The sequence below is a fragment of the Mycobacterium sp. WUMAC-067 genome (assembly GCF_020217485.1).
Lineage (GTDB): Bacteria > Actinomycetota > Actinomycetes > Mycobacteriales > Mycobacteriaceae > Mycobacterium.
Genome location: NZ_JAEKMI010000016.1, coordinates 17973 through 33708, shown reverse-complemented (window position 1 = coordinate 33708; position 15736 = coordinate 17973). Strand labels below are relative to the sequence as shown.

Sequence of the window (15736 nt, the reverse complement as noted above, 5' to 3'; positions counted from 1 at the left end):
CAGGGATGCCGGGTTGTCGTTAGCTCGACAGAATCTGCGTCGATTCGTGCTCGCGCTGTTCGTATTCGTCGGCGCTGCGATTGAGCTTGTCGCTGACGCCCTGCGTCATGTCGACGATGTTGCGGAATGCCCGCATCATTTCTTCGAGCGTCCCCGTCGACGTCGTATTGGCGTTGCCCGTCCAGCCTGCGCCGGCGATCCCGGTCGCCGAAGCCCAGGCCTTCTTCGACTCGGCGTCGATCGTCTGGGAGTTTCCGTGGAACCGGCCGGCGTAGTCGCGCATCGCCGCGGGATCGCTGAGGAAGTTTGCCACCGTGCTCATGTGTATCTCCTTGTCGGAAATGGCAGTTCAAATTCGTGTTTGCTGTCCGCAATTCGAAGTCTAGTGGCGGGATATGCCACTGCAACGGTCAAAAGAAATTGGTTGGAAAAATCTTTGACCCCCTCTTTGTGTCAATCACACAGGTTCGAGTTTGCCTGCTCGTCATCGCGGATCCGGCAGTACCCGTACCACCGACCCGTAGCCGGGCCGCCCGCCGTCCCCCTGGCCGTCACGGCCTCCCATCGCACCCACCGGGGCGCCGGCCATGCCGGTACTCCCGGATGCTGGCACCGCGCCGGTCGGCGTGGTCGCCGACGCTGGTACCACCGTGGTGTTTGTCGTCGCACCGTTCTGGGTGCCGGCCGCCCATGTCGCCGGCACCGACAGACCACTGATGCTGCCGCCGCGCCCAAGGGCCGCTGACACCGGACCCGCGCCCCCGCTGACCAGGCCGCCGCCACCTCCGCTGAGTGCCGAAAGGGCGCCTGTAGGCGCGGCGGTCATGCCCGAGGCATTGACGGCGCTGGTCAAGCCGGGGTTGTTCATCGCCCCCATGAGCGGGCTCAGCAGCGATTGAAACTGGCCCATGCTCTGCAGCGGTGCGGTCGCAGGTTGGGAAAGCCCTTGCAGCGCTTGCGGAATCATGCTCATGAACTGTGGGCCCATGGACAGCATGGATTGGGCATCCACGTTGCCGGGCATCGAGGTGGTTTGCAGGCTCGCGTTGGCGACTTTCTCGCTGGCGTTGCCCGCCGCCTTCCCGCCCGCCTCTGTGACGGCCAAGCCTTGCGCGGCCAGGCCCGCCGGGTTGGTGTTCGGCGGCGGTGGGATGAACGGCGTCGCCGCCAGGCCACTAGACACCCCTGCGGCGTCCGCGGAATATCCGTAGAGGACCGTGGCGTCCTGCACCCACATCTCGTCGTATGCCGCGATGGTGGCCGCGATCGCGCCGCTATTCACGCCCATGAAGTTGGTGGCGATGAGGGTCTGCAAGGCATTGCGGTTGGCTTCGATCGCCGCTGGTGGAACCACTCCGGCCCGGGCGGTTTCGAACACCGCGGCTGCCTGAGTGGCGGCCAGACCTGCCGCCTCGGACTGTGCCGCGGTGGCCAAGATCCACGTCACGTACGGTGCGGCCGCGGTCGCCATCGACAGTGACGACGGTCCCTGCCAGGAGGTGGTCAGCAGGGCATCGACGACGGCCTGATAAGCCGCGCCGACACTGCCCAGCTCCGCGGCCAGTGTGTGCCATGCAGTCGCGGCCGCGACCATGGCGCCCGAACCAGGTCCGGCGTACATCCGGCCGGAGTTGATCTCCGGAGGAAGACCACCGTAATCAGTCATCTGCTAGTCAGATCGAAGGTTCGCCGCTGCTACATCGACGCAAGAACGTTGAGGGCCTCGGTGGCTTCATAGCTGCCGGCCCCCACACCCATCGTGGTCACGAACATCTCATTGACCGCCGTCGCCACCCCGCCTGCCGCCTGGTACACCCCGCCATGAGTGGCGAACGACAGGGCAAGCAGTGCCGAGGTGGGATCGGCCGCCGGCGGGAGAACACCGGTGGTCGGAGCGGCGACGGCGCCATTGGTTGCCGTCATGGTCGAGCCAAGTGCCTGCAGTTCGCCAGCGGTTGCCACCATTGCTGCGGGGTCGTTGTGCGTAAACATGCGTTTCCTCCCGACGTCACGATTTCAGACTCAGCATAACGGCGGACTAAACGTCGCGCCGTACCCAAAATCAAGCATTCTCGGTACCCACCGGAACCCATCCCACCTGCACGTATGATCCCGATCCACCGGTACCCATCAAGAATCCGCGCCCTTGGGGCATCGGATGGCCTTTCCATCTTCCGCGAACAAACCCTTCGTCCGAATCGGAATCCATCACCAGCAAATCTGCGTTTGCTTGCATCATTGTTGCTAGCAGGGGATCGCGTCCCGCCACGCTCATCCAGCCACCGAATTGACGGCTGTAGATGATGTGGAGTCCGACATCTTCGGCGGCGTTTGCCGCCTCCATCAACGGCGTGAACACGTGGTTGTAGCCCGCCGGCAGGCGCTCGGCATCGTCGATCACCAGGAAGATCTCCGGGCCCGTCCAAGACTTCTCGAACGTGGCATCCATCGCCAGGTCAGCCTGCGGGAGCCGGTCAGCCAAAACCGTGCTGAGACGTTCGGCCAGCTGTCCAGTGGTGTCGGTGCGGTAGGAGAAGGCCTCCACATAGCCCTCGTCGAGCACCCGCAGCAGCTCACGGCTCGGACTGATCAACCAGACCTGGGCCGAAGGCCGGGTGTCGTCAACAGCCCGCACCGCTTTCGATGAACCGGGCGCATACACCCGGCCGATCTCGGACATGATCGCCGCACATGTCGTCGTGCGACCACATTGCCGGCTGCCAGTGACCACCAGGAACGGCGAACGGGCGTTATCCAACCCCACTGGCAGCGAGAACTCGTTGACCGCCCACACCGCACCAGCATGATTATGAGATGCAGCGGACTTGCGCAGCTGCGCAAGCTCGACGCGATTGGGAAGCTGGCGCACACGCGGGGCAGGCCGGTAACCCTCGGCCAGCTGGGACACCCTCGCCACCACGCTCTGTGCTTCGAACACCCGCTCTCCAGTTCCGCGCAACGCTGGGCGCGCCATCATGGTATGCAGGCCGACCACATCCCACCCTTCTCGCAGATAGTTCTGCGCGACCATGCCGCGGCCCGGGCGGTTACTAGGAACCTTCTTGGCTTCCGAGGACTTCACCAGCCGCACGTTCGTCTCGTCGGCCTTCAACTCGATACGACCCTCGTTGAACAAGTCACGCATCTGGGGCGACAACTCCTGGGGCTTGCTCACCGCCACCACCACGTGGATACCGAAGCTGCCACCTTCGCGGATCAACTTGTTGATCTCGTCGACGAGAACCTCTTTGCCGCGGAATGTCGACGCTTGATCGGTCAGGGCTGCGAAGTTGTCGATGACCAAATAGACATCGCCGAACCGATCCTGGGCCACCGGATCGGCGGAAGCCTGCTCCCCAGGCTGCCGGCGCACAGCGGCTTTGCGGTTGCGGAACTCCTCCATCGAGGTCACACCCCACTCGAGGAATCCGCGACGACGCACGGTAAGCAGCTCCAGAAGTTCTGCCACCGTCCGTCGAATGGCGTCTTCCTCCAGCATGGTCGCGACCCGGCCCACGTGCGGGAAATCGCGCACGCTCGCCGCCAGGGAAGTGCCCGACAAGGCCAGAACGTAGAACTGCACCTGTTCTGGCGTATGCGTCATCGCCGCGGCGCAGATAAGGTCCACCAGCGTGGTGGTCTTACCTGAGCTCTGTCCACCCAGCACCATCAAATTGCCTGTGCCATCTGCCAATAGGGGTTGCTGGTCCTGCTTGAACGGTCTGTCGATGACGCCGATCGGAAACACCAGATCGGGCTGGGCAGCGTAGCGCTCGTCCCACGGCCGGCCCAGATACGTCTCGACGACGTCGTCGATCGTGCTCGGCTTGTCCAACGGCGGACCGAACAACCGATGCGGTTCGAACGGAATCGCGCGGAGCTGGTCGATGATGACCTCACCGACCTTGGGCTTACGAATAGCGCCATCGTCGTCGGAAGAGGACGACGACGGCGGGCTGTCGGTCTCGGCAGGCTGCGCCGTACCCTCGTCCACGGTGGGCTCGTCGACCACGATCGGCGCCACCGTGAACAGCTGCGGTTCAAAGTATTCCAGCGAGCCCGTCGACAGATCGGTATCGCCGTCGTCATCCTTGACCGCGCCGGGTTTGCGGTAGTCGCGCCACATGTACTCGAACTGAATCTTGGTCAGATCGTCCGTCAGCCCGACACGCAGATAGCCCAGTCCCTTCTTGTTCGGCAGGTTCGCCGACGCCGGCACTCCGGACGCAGCTGCACTGGCCGTTGAGTCGGTTCGCAGAGCCAGCCGATACCGAATGTTGGTCGTCAGCTTGTCAGCTCGGGAGTCCACTTCCTGGCTGGCCAGCAGAAGATGGACCCACAGCGAGCGACCCTGGCGCACGATCTGATCGAAGATGACCGGCAAGTTCGGGTCCATCTTGAAGCCCTCGGTGAACTCGTCGACCACAACGAACAATCGAGGCATCGGATCCAGCTGAGGACCGTTAGGGTTGCGGGCCGCGTCGGCTCGACGGCGGTTGTAGTCCTCCGCATCTCCGGCATTGATGTCATCGCACATCTTCTTGCGTCGGGCGATCTCGCCGAACAGGGCGTCGACGAACCGGCCCAGCTGCGTTTGGTCATCTTCAAGGTCGGTCATCACACATGACACGTGAGGTGCACCGAAAAACGGTTTCACACCCGCCCCGCCCTTGAAGTCAGCCAGAACCAACTGCAAGATCGCCGGCGAGTGACCCAGAATCAAACTGAGCAGGAACGTTTTCAGACCCTCGGTCTTGCCGGACCCTGTTGTGCCGACCATGATTCCGTGTGGGCCGGCGCCAGTCTCCTTGATGTCGAGCGTCAGCAACTCCCCGGTGTCTGCTCGCGTGCCATACGGAGCGATCATCCGGTCCTCGGACAAGATGTCTCTGCGCGAACCCCACAACGCGTTGAAGTCAATGTTCGCGGGGTCATCAATGTCGTAGTAGCTGAGTATGTCGCGAGCTGGCCCATTGCTCGGATCCTCAGCGACATCGATCATTTCGTACGCTTGAGAGAGCCGCTGCCGCGCCATCCCAAGCGCGAAATTCTCCGCCTCTTCCCGGTTCATCTGGTCGGCGCGGGCGAAGAATGTCGGCTCGTTGTCGAGTTCGGGGGCGAAGGTGTTGAGATCACGCGGGACCGCGTCGACGTCGCCGGTCGGACTCACCCGCAACAGCCGCTGAGGATTTGCGCTCGTGGGCACCACGCCGCGTAGATCGAATACCGTGACACCCGCGACACCATCAGGGTTGATCAACGAGCTCCACGTGGACCCATCGGACACGTCGCTGATGATCACCGTGTGCGGAAGCGGCTGGATCTGATCCTTGGCCGCGCCGTGGCGCGGATTGAACCGGTCTCGACCCTGCAGAACAGCACCGTATTGCGCATCGTAGAAGTCCCGCACCGACGGGTAAACCATCCGCAACCCGCCGGCGGCGTCCTGGACGCGGTTGTCGGCGACATGGGGAAGCCACTTGAGCCAATCCCACTCCTCGACGTCATCGGTGACAGCGATCAGCTGCAGGTGATCGGGCCCATGAGAGAACACCATCTGGCACACGATGGCCCGCATCAACGCCAGCGCGCGCTCACGATCGCCATCCAGCCGCCAACCCGGCTCGACGAGCAGTGAAATCAACGCCGGTGTTCCATAGGTGACCTGCTGGGCGCGAACGAACTCCTGCAGCGCAACCCCGGTCGCAGGCTCCATCTCGATATCGGTGGGCATGTCGGCCGGCTCGGCGAAGGACACCGCTTGCGCCTGCTTCAACGACGTCATACCCACACCCACCCGAATGACGCCGAACCAGGTATCGCGTCCGGCCGGGCTGCGTTCCCACATCCTGCGTCCACCGAGCGCGGCTTCCAACGTCGACGTCGGCGGGTGATACCAGCGGAAGTTCTCATCCAGATCATCTGCGGCCCGGTCCGAGTCGCGCCGCAGCTCATCAAGTTTCACCATGAACTGCGCGCGTAGGGCGTCCATCTTGCCTCGCGACATCTGGTTGCCCCCGCCGAACCGGCTACCGAACAGCATCGCGATGATGCCGCCAACCATCATGATCGGAAACAGCGCACCTACCCCGTTGAAGGTTCGTGCACCGCTGGCGAACGAGACCACCACGATGCCACCGACCAAGCCGATGACACCGATGGCCACCACGACCAGCCACCACGGCTTGCCCTCTGGCACAGGGACTTTCAATGGAGCGAGCAGATTGATCTGCCTGGGCGTGATTTTGCGCGGGGCCTCAAGAACCGTTTCGCGACCAAAACTCTTTTTCACTTCGGCTGCCTCAATTCCCCTGGCTGCTGATCTGTCGGCAAAATGTCATGGGTTACCGCCGCATCCGCTTTCGACAACACCGGGCCCAGCGTCAGCAGCTTGAGAACCACCCACGGAGCCGGGATGGTCGCTGTGCCAAACCCCAGCGCGCGCTCTGTCTCCTGATCGCGGGGCACCCCGAAACGAGCACCCCACTCCGAGATGAACCACTGTGTTTCCACGGTCGCCGCTGCGGGATCGTTGCCCGTGGAGGCCACGTAGTTCGCCGCATCCGGCCCGAAGTACACCTTGTCAGCCAATGCGCCGGACGGATCGGGCTTGGCCCTGGCCACCACCCTGTCGACTTTGTCGGCCGCGATCGGCACCGTCGGACCCGACACCAGCGAGGTCTGCGCACGGCCCTCCCCGATCGTCTTCTGCCACCACCAACACGTGGCCGGGTTGGCCTCGGTGTCCACCAGCCGCAACCGCTGATCCGGATAGGCCGAGACATCCAAGCTGTCGGTGACAGGAAGGTCAGCGAGCGCAGGGCCGGCCAGGACCGGCATCCCCGCGCCGGTTCCGTTCGCGTTCTGCAAGATCTGCGCCACCACCGGCGAGACGGTCTGCATTCCATTGGCCAGCACCACCGAGTACGTGAGGTCACCGCCGACTTGCGGCGTCGACACCACCGTTCCCACCGGACCCGGGGCCTTCGGAAAGCCCGCTGGCTCACCGAGTTTGGGAATCATCGGCACCGACAGAGCCGATCCGACCGGGATCGCATCGAACAACGCCTTGCTCATCGGCCGCGCCGACGAAATGTTGTCGGCGCTCACCCCCAGCGCCAACAGGACCGGGCGCTGGGCCGGGTCAACCTTGGAGCGGCGACCGTCGCGGATCAGCCACACACCGTCGTCATAGCGCAGCAGCACCGCATCCTGCGGGTCGAGCACCCGCCGGCGGTCAGACAGGTCAGGCTGACCGTCAATCACGGTCACCGTCACCGGCTCTGGGGCGCCGGCCCCGAACGCTTTCGTCACCGCATCGCACACCAGCCACGACGATTTGGGCGGCGAGGTCACAGCCAGCTGGTCCGGGGCGCCGGGGATACCCACCAGTGTTCCCCGCGGCCGCGACTCGATCTCACTGTTGCGGACCCGCGCAGGGTTGTCCGCAGATCCCGCGATCAACCGCGCCGACGCCAGATTCAGAACAGGACGCAAGGTGTCGCCGACCCGCACATACAGCGCGTTCGTGTTCTGGTCGGCAATGATCTTGGACTGCCCCGCCGATCCCGCCGGCCGCAGAAACGACCAAAACAAGGCGCCCAGGCAGATCACCACCACGACGGTCACACCGGCCACATGAGCCATCGACTGCCGGCGATGCTGATCGGACTCCATGCCGACATACCAGCGGGTCAATGCCGTGACGGCACGCCGCGCATTGAACTGGTGCGCGGTCACCTGCACCCGAGTTGCATAGCCCAGCCCGCGGCCCCGCCACCGCGACCCACCAGAAGTCGCGTTCTGATCCGGTTCTTGCTGCTCAGCCACCCCGTCTACCTCCCCGTCCGCCCAGGCGAACGCATTCGCGTATCCCCAAACTAACGGTGGCCAGCACCCTCAACCACACCAAAATCCATCGAATCCCGCCCGATCACTGCGCCCAGTGATCGAGGCGGCTGATGATGGCTCGGATGTCAGGCGACCCGCTTGACCACGATGGGCCCCGAGGGAATCGGCGAGTACTTCACAACCTCGCGGGAATTCGGCGCTTCAATCTGCATGGTCGGCGACACCGCGATCGCCGTATGCTCAGGAACGCCGGGCGCCGAGAAATTCTGCAGGATGATGTCTCCGGCTCGTATGTCGCTGCGCGACACCGGCATACCCACACCAATCTGCTCATACGTTGTGCGTGGCAACGATATCCCCGCACTCGCATAGGCCTTTTGGACCAACGACGAGCAGTCCCAGACATTAGGGCCATTCGCGCCGAGACGGTACGGCTTACCCAGCTGAGCTTTGGCGAACGCGATAGCTCGCTCAATTGTCCCGTTCGGGGCACGGCCCTGGCCGAACAGTGCATTGACCTGCTGTTCGGCGCCGGATGCGCCGCGGTGACCATTCTGGCCGCGGCCGAGTGAGGTTAGGCCTGCCAGTGCGTTGAGTCCGGGGATACCACCACCACCGCCACCGGCGGGCATGCCGCCACCGCCGAAGCTGGGCATCCCCATACCGCCCATCATCCCGCGGCCACCACCACCCATCGCTGCACTGGCCCGGTAGGCCTGGGCCAACTGACGCACCCGCGCAGCCACCAACTTGTTCTGAGCCTTGGTGGTATCGATCTGCTGCTGCATCGCGGCCATACGCTCATCCATCGTCGACACCATCAACCGCGACCCCGCCGGAGTCCCGGTAGCCGGCGCGATCGCCGCCGCCTGAGACCGCGCCGAATCCCGCACCCCTGAGGCCCCACCACGACCCTGCTCACCGGCAGAACGACCATCAGCCGCCGCGGTGTTGGTGTCCGAATCCAACCCCGACACACCAGACCAGCCCTGCCGATAACTCCCAGCAGCACCATCCACACCGGTCTGCAACCGACCACCCGACGGAGCCCCCGGCACCACCGGCCCACCACCATCAACCCGACCCGGACCACCGAACTCGGGAAACAACCCAACACCGGCAGACAACACACGATCGACCTGCGCCACATACGCACCAACCGACCCGCCACTCACCCACCAAAACTAACCACCACCCCACACCCCCAACCACACCCAAACCGGGTGAGTTGTCCGCTTTGATGCCGATCAGCGTGGTTTGCTGGGTGGTCGAGCGAATCCGCGAGATCCGCGCAGCGGCGCGCGTGACGGTGCAGGTCAGATGGTCGAGTGAATCTGGCAGCCGCGATTTTGCTGCCACACTCGGCTACAGGTAGGTCGCCCGTAGCCGCTCAGCGTTGCGCTCGAAGTTCTCACGGGTGGTGCCGAGGACATCCTGTGCCGCTTCCAGCTTGGAATCCATCGTCTCAACCAACAGCTTCAGGTCGTGCGGCTCGGCCGTCTCAAGATCCTCGGTCGGCATGATCGCTGTCCCCTGGGACTGGGCGGCGTCCCGGATCGACGCCATGTTGATGGCTGCCTGCCGGGCTGTCTCGGCAGCCGATTCCGCGGCTTCACGGATCGCCGCCTGCACCGCTTCAGTTTCCGCAGCCATCCGCGCATAGGTATCTGTCGCCTGGTCGAGCGCCTCGCCGAGTTGGCCGCCGCCGTCGGCCGGCGCGGCCGCGATCGTTGGCCGATCCAACCCGACCCACTCCACACTGCGAGACGGGTCAGGAAAGACCGACACAGCAGAAGTCAGCAAACGGTCGATCTGCGACACATAACCGCCGGCGCTCACCACTCCAGAATATCCGGCGACCAGCGGCGACCAACAGGGCCGGGAACCTACTCCCCTGGCTCAGCGAGAAGCCGCATCAATGTCGCCGGCCGACCGGCTCTGCATCTATTCGTGCACTTGCCGGGTGAACAGGCCGTAGTCGTTGCGTTTGACCTTGATGCCGATCATCACCGGTTTCACCCGCAGCCCCGGATGAGGCTGGGGTGCACGCCGTGCCAATGACCGGGTCACCGTCGCCATCTCGTTGCTGACGAAGTAGGTCTCAGAGGCGCCGTGAATGGAGGTCCGCATGGTCCCCCAGGGATCGATGGCAATCCAGAACGCTGATTGTGTCGTGGGATCTTGCTTAGCGGCTTGAACCCAGGCGTTTTCGGGGTCTCCGCTCAGGTAGAAGCCCGGGATCCGCGGCGCGGTCCTGCGCAGACCGAGCAACACCTGGAAGTTCTTGGTGAGATCGCCTTGTTGTGCTGTATCGATGGTGCCGACATGCTCCCACTGGCCACCGGGCGTGTTGCTCTCGAAGGTCACCTCGGATGTCGTCATTGAAATCCATACCTCTGGCCTCATGCCGATATCGTGCCGGATCGACGCCGAACACACCGGCGTCGACGACTTGATGGAGTGGGTGCCGAACTTGGCCACCCCGCCCGATCTGGAGGTGGCCAGCCACGTCAATCGCCGCTGTCGTCCTGCCGTTTTTCGCCACGCCGCATGTACGCAGCGACCACGCCACACACCGCGGTGATCGCAGCCGCACCGATTCCGGCAAGCCCCTCTGTGCTGCCCGTGGCAGCAATGCAGTACGCACACAAGGCCAGATAGGCAAGCACGCTGGCCATCAGCGCCATGAGAACGAAGTTCTTCACGAGATCTCCTTCACTGTCGTGGGGCCGGCGCGCAAGTGCTGGGCCTCCCCCTGCTTTATGAGCCGGGCGGCGATTTCCACAGAGGTTGGCGCTGACACGCTGGTCACAGCGTTCGCCTGGATGTCGGACGGTCATGGGAAAGACCGTATGGCCGAAAGTCCGAACGCGTGATGACACGCCGGAGGGCTGCGCAACCGCACGCATACGTTGCTCGACAACGCGAGGACACCTGGCGGCGGTGCCGGCCACCGGCGGCCAACCCGGTGGCGTCGAACTCCGCCCGCCACGTCCGAGCGATCAGCTCGCGACGGCACCGCGCGGCCCAAACACGCAGCGCATTCCATGTGGACTGTCCCGCGCCGAGGCTAGGTTGTAGCCCGTGAGCGATCTGATCGAGCTGGGCGCGGTACTGAGCGAGTTCTTCGATAGGGCAGGCCCATCGCACGACGAACTGGACCAGGCATTCGCCCACCACAGGCTCACTCCGGGTGACCCCGCCCCTGGCGGAAAAGATCAGGATGGCCGGCCCCTCGGCAAGGTTAAGCGGGTACGACGAATCTTCCGATACGCCACCGACCATCACCCGGCCGCGGGCCTGGCCCTCGCCCAAGAGATCGTGTCCCTGCTACGTGCCGACGGCGCATTCACCCCGACAATGCCGGGATACGCCGGCCAGGAAAAGATCAGCCGCCTGGCGGCACCGTTCCGCCGCCTCGGCCTGACCCTGGGCAAGTCCGGTGACCTGCTGCCCACAGTCATCGACAACCTGGCCGGCACCGAACTCACCGATACCCTCCTGGGCTACGTACGTCGGATCAACCTCAACCCAGACGATGCGGCACTACAGATCGGCACCGGTAAGGAGCTCGACGAAGCCACAGCCCGACACGTACTCGTCGAGCGCACAGGCAGCTACCCGCAAGGCGGCAACAAAGGCAGTTTCCCGGTGACCCTCGCCAACGCATTCACCGCACTGGGGCTGGCAGTCGGGCCGGACGTCAAGCTCGACGACGACCCGCACCGCGCAGTGCAGCAGTGCCTTTTCCTCTTGGGTACCGCGGTCAACCGGTTACGCAACGAGGCCGGAACTGGTCACGGCAAGCCCGGGCCACCAACGAAGACGGCGCCGCTCACACCGGCCGAGGCCCGCCTGGTCGCGCGGACAACCGCCCTACTGGCCGCCGCCATGCTCGACGTGCTCTGAAGAAACGTCGAACCACCGACCCGCCGCGGTGCCCCAAACGTTCTACCCGGCCGCACCACCCCAGGGCGGATCCGCGACCGTGGCCCGCACCTCATCGAGGAGCGCTCGGCCCGCAGCAAGCTCACCGTGCACAGAACTGACGAACTGATCGCCGCCTTGACCGCGCCATAACGGACGCGTCTCGTCAACACCGAGTTGCAGACGTTGCAGACCCACCTCTATATCTGAAATCAGTTGGAGGATCTTGCTTTCGGTAGCCATTCGGTCAGAGCTAGTCACAGGTAAGTCCTCTCGTCGAAGTGACGTGTTTCCTACACGATTCCGAGTGTGTGGCCTCACTGCGGCGAGCGCAACGAGCAAGGTTTTGTCGAGGCCCAGCCAATGCGACTGCTCCGGTCGCGGCCTCCGCACGATGTCGGTTTCGTCAACTATCCTGGAATACACGGATTGGAGGTGATGGCCAGGTGACTGAATCACAGAAAGCACACCGACGGATCAAGGCTGTCCGCGCGATCCGCCGTAGCTCCGAGCTGGAAGGCTCGCGCAGCACCGACGCCACCCGCGCCGACCAGGTCGCCTACGCACGCGGCTCGATCACCGCGGCCGAACTCGCCGATCGCGTGCGCCGCCGATACAACGTCCAGTAGTCAGGCCCGTACTTGCCGCACCCCTGGGATACCGGCGATACCGAACGCAACTGGCAGGGCTATTTCGTCCCCGGCACCAGCATTCTGAGAAACCGGATCGGAGCCCGCACAGCCGATAAGCTTCAGGACGCGGAGAACGACCTCGTCGAGACCCGACTGATCGAGCTGCGAGAGGATCCCAGCCCATTGGGACACCGCACCTACGATCTCGCCTACCTGCAACGCATCCACCAACACCTCTTCCAGGACATCTACGTGTGGGCCGGAGATCTGCGCACTGTCGGCATTGAGAAAGGCGGCGAGTCTTTCTGTCCACCGGGCAACATCGGCCAGGCAATGAGCCACGTCGTCGACGAGATCCACCGCCACAACAAGCTCAAAGACGTGCCCAACTCCGATCTCGCCCGCACCATCGCGTACCTATACGATTACGTGAATTTCGCCCACCCATTCCGTGAGGGCAACGGCAGATCCACCCGCGAGTTCTTCGACCTACTCCTTTCCGAACGTCGCGCAGGATTCGACTGGGCTAAAACCGATCTGGATGAACTGCACGACGCATGCCATGCTGCGCGAGCGCAATCCGACCTCAGTGGGCTGATCGCCATGTTCGCAAAAATCCTCGACGATGAACCCGCATACGACTTTTGACGTCGTCGTCCTCACGCGGCAACGATGCTGTCGACGAGGTGCTCTGCCTCAGATTTTCTCGACATGATTTCGCTCAAATACCCGCGACGAGCCTGGGGGTCGGCGAAAGCCTCCCCCGCGCTGTCCTCGCCCGGCCGCTGCTGCAGCCAGAAGATGTTCTTCCAAATGTCCGAGCTTGCTCCAGCGGACGCCCGCATCTTGTCTAGTCGGTTGAAGAAGCTCTCGATGTTCTTGTTCGGATCATCACGGCCGCCGTAGCTCGTGTCCTGCTGATAGATCCCATGCCATGCCCCGCCGCCGCCATTGGCCTTCGGGCTGAGTCCGCTTTCCTGGATCGCAGTGGACAGTGCGGCGATAGTGTCCGCCCGAGAGTAGTTGCGGCGGTGAGCTTCCCAGATGATTCGCGCTGCCACCTCCCTGGCGCTCGAATTGTGGGTCAATGGTCCACCGAGGCCGGCCGGCAGCTGGCCGATGGGCGTACTCGCCGACGCCAGCCGGGCCTTCGTCGATCCAGCCAACGAGCTCGGCAAGGACGACAACGAGCTGAGTGCGTTGAGTCCGGGGATACCACCACCACCGCCACCGGCGGGCATGCCGCCACCACCGAAGCTGGGCATCCCCATCCCGCCCAACATCCCGCCGCGGCCACCACCCATCGCCGGCATCGACCGATAGGCCTGGGCCACCTGACGCAACCGCGCAGCCACCAACTTGTTCTGAGCCTTGGTGGTATCGATCTGCTGCTGCATCGCGGCCATACGCTCATCCATCGTCGACACCATCAACCGCGACCCCGCCGGAGTCCCGGTAGCCGGCGCGATCGCCGCCGCCTGAGACCGCGCCGAATCCCGCACCCCTGAGGCCCCACCACGACCCTGCTCACCGGCAGAACGACCATCAGCCGCCGCGGTGTTGGTGTCCGAATCCAACCCCGACACACCAGACCAGCCCTGCCGATAACTCCCAGCAGCACCATCCACACCGGTCTGCAACCGACCACCCGACGGAGCCCCCGGCACCACCGGACCACCACCATCAACCCGACCCGGACCACCAAACTCCGGAAACAACCCCACCCCAGCAGACAACACACGATCGACCTGCGCCACATACGCACCAACCGACCCGCCACTCACCCACCAAAACTAACCACCACACCAACCCCCCAACCACACCCAAAACAACCTGGTCTGAGCCACTTGCCGATGGCTGTCGCATAACCCGACGCGCTCTGAGTCAATGAGCATGACCGACATTTCATCGAAGATCCGGGGGGAAGTCATGAAAAACGTAGTCGTCGACCGCATCTGGCGCCGCTTCCGCCGCTCACCGCAGCCAGATCCGACCCTGGCCTTAGCCACACCCACCGAGGCGCTCGACGCCGCCGCCCAGCTCCTCAACAACGCCTGCTCCCGCAGCGTCGCCGTCGCACTGTGGTCCAACATGGCGTGCCGGCCACTGGCCGCGCTGCTCTACACCGCATCCCCCGCAGGCAACGCCGGCGCAATGCCCTGGGTCCGCTCCACCGCAGCCTCCCTGCGCCACCCCGACGGCTGGAATGCCGCCACCGACGCATGCGCCGAGGTCAACCCGTTGCTCACCGACTGGCTCGTCCCCGCCGGGATCGATCACCGGCAGCGCCTGAGCATCGCTGAGGCCCTCACCGAAGCAACCCACGGGTAATCAGGACCAAGACCCACACAACCCGCCCCGCCTGAGCGCTTCTCAGCTCACAGGGCGGGTTGTTTCACTTTCCTGCCTGCGACTGACCGGAACGTCGAATCAGCGGGCATATACCTCCGGCCATGAGCAAGAAAACTGTGTCGGCCGGCGTGACGGAAATCCGCGATCACGCCAGTACTTCCCCGATGAACCGCCGCACCAGGCGGCCACACGTCTCGGATGGGAGCGCATCGTGATCGAAACCGTCATTGACTACCTGGCCTTCGGCCTCATCCTCGCCTTCGGCCACATCGTCCGAGTGACCATTCCCGCCCTCGGCTACCTGCTGCTCGCACGGTGGATCGTCAACAAAACGGGCACCACCAACGGAATTCCCGCGATCGGCCGCCAAGTCGCGGCCATCGTCGCCCATGGCGGCCGCCGCGATCGCCACCTGGCACGCCGAAACAACCGCGATATCTCATGAGATATCGCACAAGATATGCGGGGGGAAAGCCAGCCTGGGCACTCACCGCAGAAACCGCAAACGCCCGTCGGCCCTACGCGTCCTACACCGAACCGGACAAGTCTCGCTCCGCGCCCGCGATCACGATGCTCTCGTAAGCGGCCCGAGCGGCACCAGCGAATTCATGGCCATCACCCATGCCCGCAACCGCGGCCGAAAACATCGCGGTCACTCGGCCCAAGGCATCATCGCCCAACGCCGACACCGCAACAGGCCGGACAGCCATCAGCAACAAGTACTGACTCAGTTCGCCGACCGTCGAACAGCCCGTCTGCTCAGCGATGCTCACCAAATCCTCGCGCTCACCGAGCTGCTCGGCAATCACCATGTCCGCTGAATAGTCGGCAAGCTGCCCCAAGTACGTGGTGGCCACCGCGTCGACCAATGCCCGCAACGCACCATCAGCCTCGCCGCCAAGCCCCGGCCCGAACGACTTTGCACCACCAGCACCACTGCTGTCCATCATGGCCTCACAATCTCCCGACCGAGG

Annotated in this window: 17 protein-coding genes; 5 read left to right on the top strand and 12 right to left on the bottom strand. The window is 64.1% G+C overall.

Features of this window, described 5'->3' with window-relative positions:
* Positions 1 to 19 precede the first annotated feature (19 nt).
* The 9 genes from JF781_RS13525 to JF781_RS13485 form a co-directional block, all read right to left on the bottom strand.
* Positions 20 to 322, bottom strand: a complete 303-nt coding sequence (locus tag JF781_RS13525) for a WXG100 family type VII secretion target (RefSeq protein ID WP_064880088.1) — start codon at positions 320 to 322, stop codon at positions 20 to 22.
* A 162-nt stretch (positions 323 to 484) separates the two neighbouring features.
* Entirely contained in the window at positions 485 to 1666 is a 1182-nt protein-coding gene (locus JF781_RS13520; RefSeq protein WP_225341206.1) for a PPE family protein, read from the bottom strand.
* 29 nt (positions 1667 to 1695) lie between these two features.
* The gene (locus tag JF781_RS13515) at positions 1696 to 1992 is read right to left on the bottom strand and encodes a PE family protein (protein ID WP_225341205.1); all 297 of its coding nucleotides are present in this window, start codon (positions 1990 to 1992) and stop codon (positions 1696 to 1698) included.
* A gap of 70 nt (positions 1993 to 2062) precedes the next feature.
* Positions 2063 to 6292, bottom strand: coding sequence for a type VII secretion protein EccCa (gene eccCa / locus JF781_RS13510; protein WP_225341204.1), 4230 nt, complete (start codon positions 6290 to 6292; stop codon positions 2063 to 2065).
* On the bottom strand, positions 6289 to 7830 hold the full coding sequence (eccB, locus tag JF781_RS13505) for a type VII secretion protein EccB (RefSeq protein WP_225341203.1): 1542 nt from the start codon (positions 7828 to 7830) through the stop codon (positions 6289 to 6291). The genes eccCa and eccB overlap by 4 nt, the downstream gene beginning before the upstream one ends.
* 146 nt (positions 7831 to 7976) lie before the next feature.
* On the bottom strand, positions 7977 to 8999 hold the full coding sequence (locus JF781_RS13500; protein WP_225341202.1) for a C40 family peptidase: 1023 nt from the start codon (positions 8997 to 8999) through the stop codon (positions 7977 to 7979).
* A gap of 217 nt (positions 9000 to 9216) precedes the next feature.
* Entirely contained in the window at positions 9217 to 9690 is a 474-nt protein-coding gene (locus JF781_RS13495) for a hypothetical protein (protein WP_225341201.1), read from the bottom strand.
* Positions 9691 to 9795: 105 nt separating this feature from the next.
* On the bottom strand, positions 9796 to 10332 hold the full coding sequence (locus JF781_RS13490; RefSeq protein ID WP_225341200.1) for a hypothetical protein: 537 nt from the start codon (positions 10330 to 10332) through the stop codon (positions 9796 to 9798).
* 29 nt (positions 10333 to 10361) lie between these two features.
* On the bottom strand, positions 10362 to 10556 hold the full coding sequence (locus JF781_RS13485) for a hypothetical protein (RefSeq protein ID WP_225341199.1): 195 nt from the start codon (positions 10554 to 10556) through the stop codon (positions 10362 to 10364).
* Between the two features lie 379 nt (positions 10557 to 10935).
* Between JF781_RS13485 and JF781_RS13480 the strand changes: the two genes are divergently transcribed.
* A complete protein-coding gene (locus tag JF781_RS13480) occupies positions 10936 to 11760 on the top strand; it encodes an abortive infection family protein (protein WP_225341198.1) in 825 nt (274 codons plus the stop codon).
* 42 nt (positions 11761 to 11802) lie between these two features.
* Here the strand turns inward: JF781_RS13480 and JF781_RS13475 are convergent, their stop codons facing one another.
* Positions 11803 to 12021: a hypothetical protein gene (locus tag JF781_RS13475; RefSeq protein WP_225341197.1), complete on the bottom strand. Its 219-nt coding sequence runs from the start codon at positions 12019 to 12021 to the stop codon at positions 11803 to 11805.
* A gap of 203 nt (positions 12022 to 12224) precedes the next feature.
* On the opposite strand from JF781_RS13475, the gene JF781_RS13470 reads away from it, so the two are divergent.
* Both JF781_RS13470 and JF781_RS13465 read left to right on the top strand, forming a co-directional pair.
* Positions 12225 to 12407: a hypothetical protein gene (locus JF781_RS13470; RefSeq protein WP_225341196.1), complete on the top strand. Its 183-nt coding sequence runs from the start codon at positions 12225 to 12227 to the stop codon at positions 12405 to 12407.
* 12 nt (positions 12408 to 12419) lie between these two features.
* Positions 12420 to 13058, top strand: a complete 639-nt coding sequence (locus tag JF781_RS13465) for a Fic/DOC family protein (RefSeq protein ID WP_225341195.1) — start codon at positions 12420 to 12422, stop codon at positions 13056 to 13058.
* Between the two features lie 11 nt (positions 13059 to 13069).
* Here JF781_RS13465 and JF781_RS13460 read toward each other — a convergent pair whose 3' ends face one another.
* A complete protein-coding gene (locus tag JF781_RS13460; RefSeq protein ID WP_225341194.1) occupies positions 13070 to 13840 on the bottom strand; it encodes a hypothetical protein in 771 nt (256 codons plus the stop codon).
* A gap of 499 nt (positions 13841 to 14339) precedes the next feature.
* Between JF781_RS13460 and JF781_RS13455 the strand changes: the two genes are divergently transcribed.
* Both JF781_RS13455 and JF781_RS13450 read left to right on the top strand, forming a co-directional pair.
* Complete coding sequence (locus JF781_RS13455) at positions 14340 to 14741, top strand: hypothetical protein (RefSeq protein ID WP_225341193.1); 402 nt, start codon at positions 14340 to 14342, stop codon at positions 14739 to 14741.
* Positions 14742 to 14973: 232 nt separating this feature from the next.
* Entirely contained in the window at positions 14974 to 15207 is a 234-nt protein-coding gene (locus JF781_RS13450; RefSeq protein WP_225341192.1) for a hypothetical protein, read from the top strand.
* An 82-nt stretch (positions 15208 to 15289) separates the two neighbouring features.
* On the opposite strand, the gene JF781_RS13445 is transcribed toward JF781_RS13450, so the two are convergent.
* Positions 15290 to 15712, bottom strand: a complete 423-nt coding sequence (locus JF781_RS13445; protein ID WP_225341191.1) for a hypothetical protein — start codon at positions 15710 to 15712, stop codon at positions 15290 to 15292.
* Between the last annotated feature and the right edge of the window lie 24 nt (positions 15713 to 15736).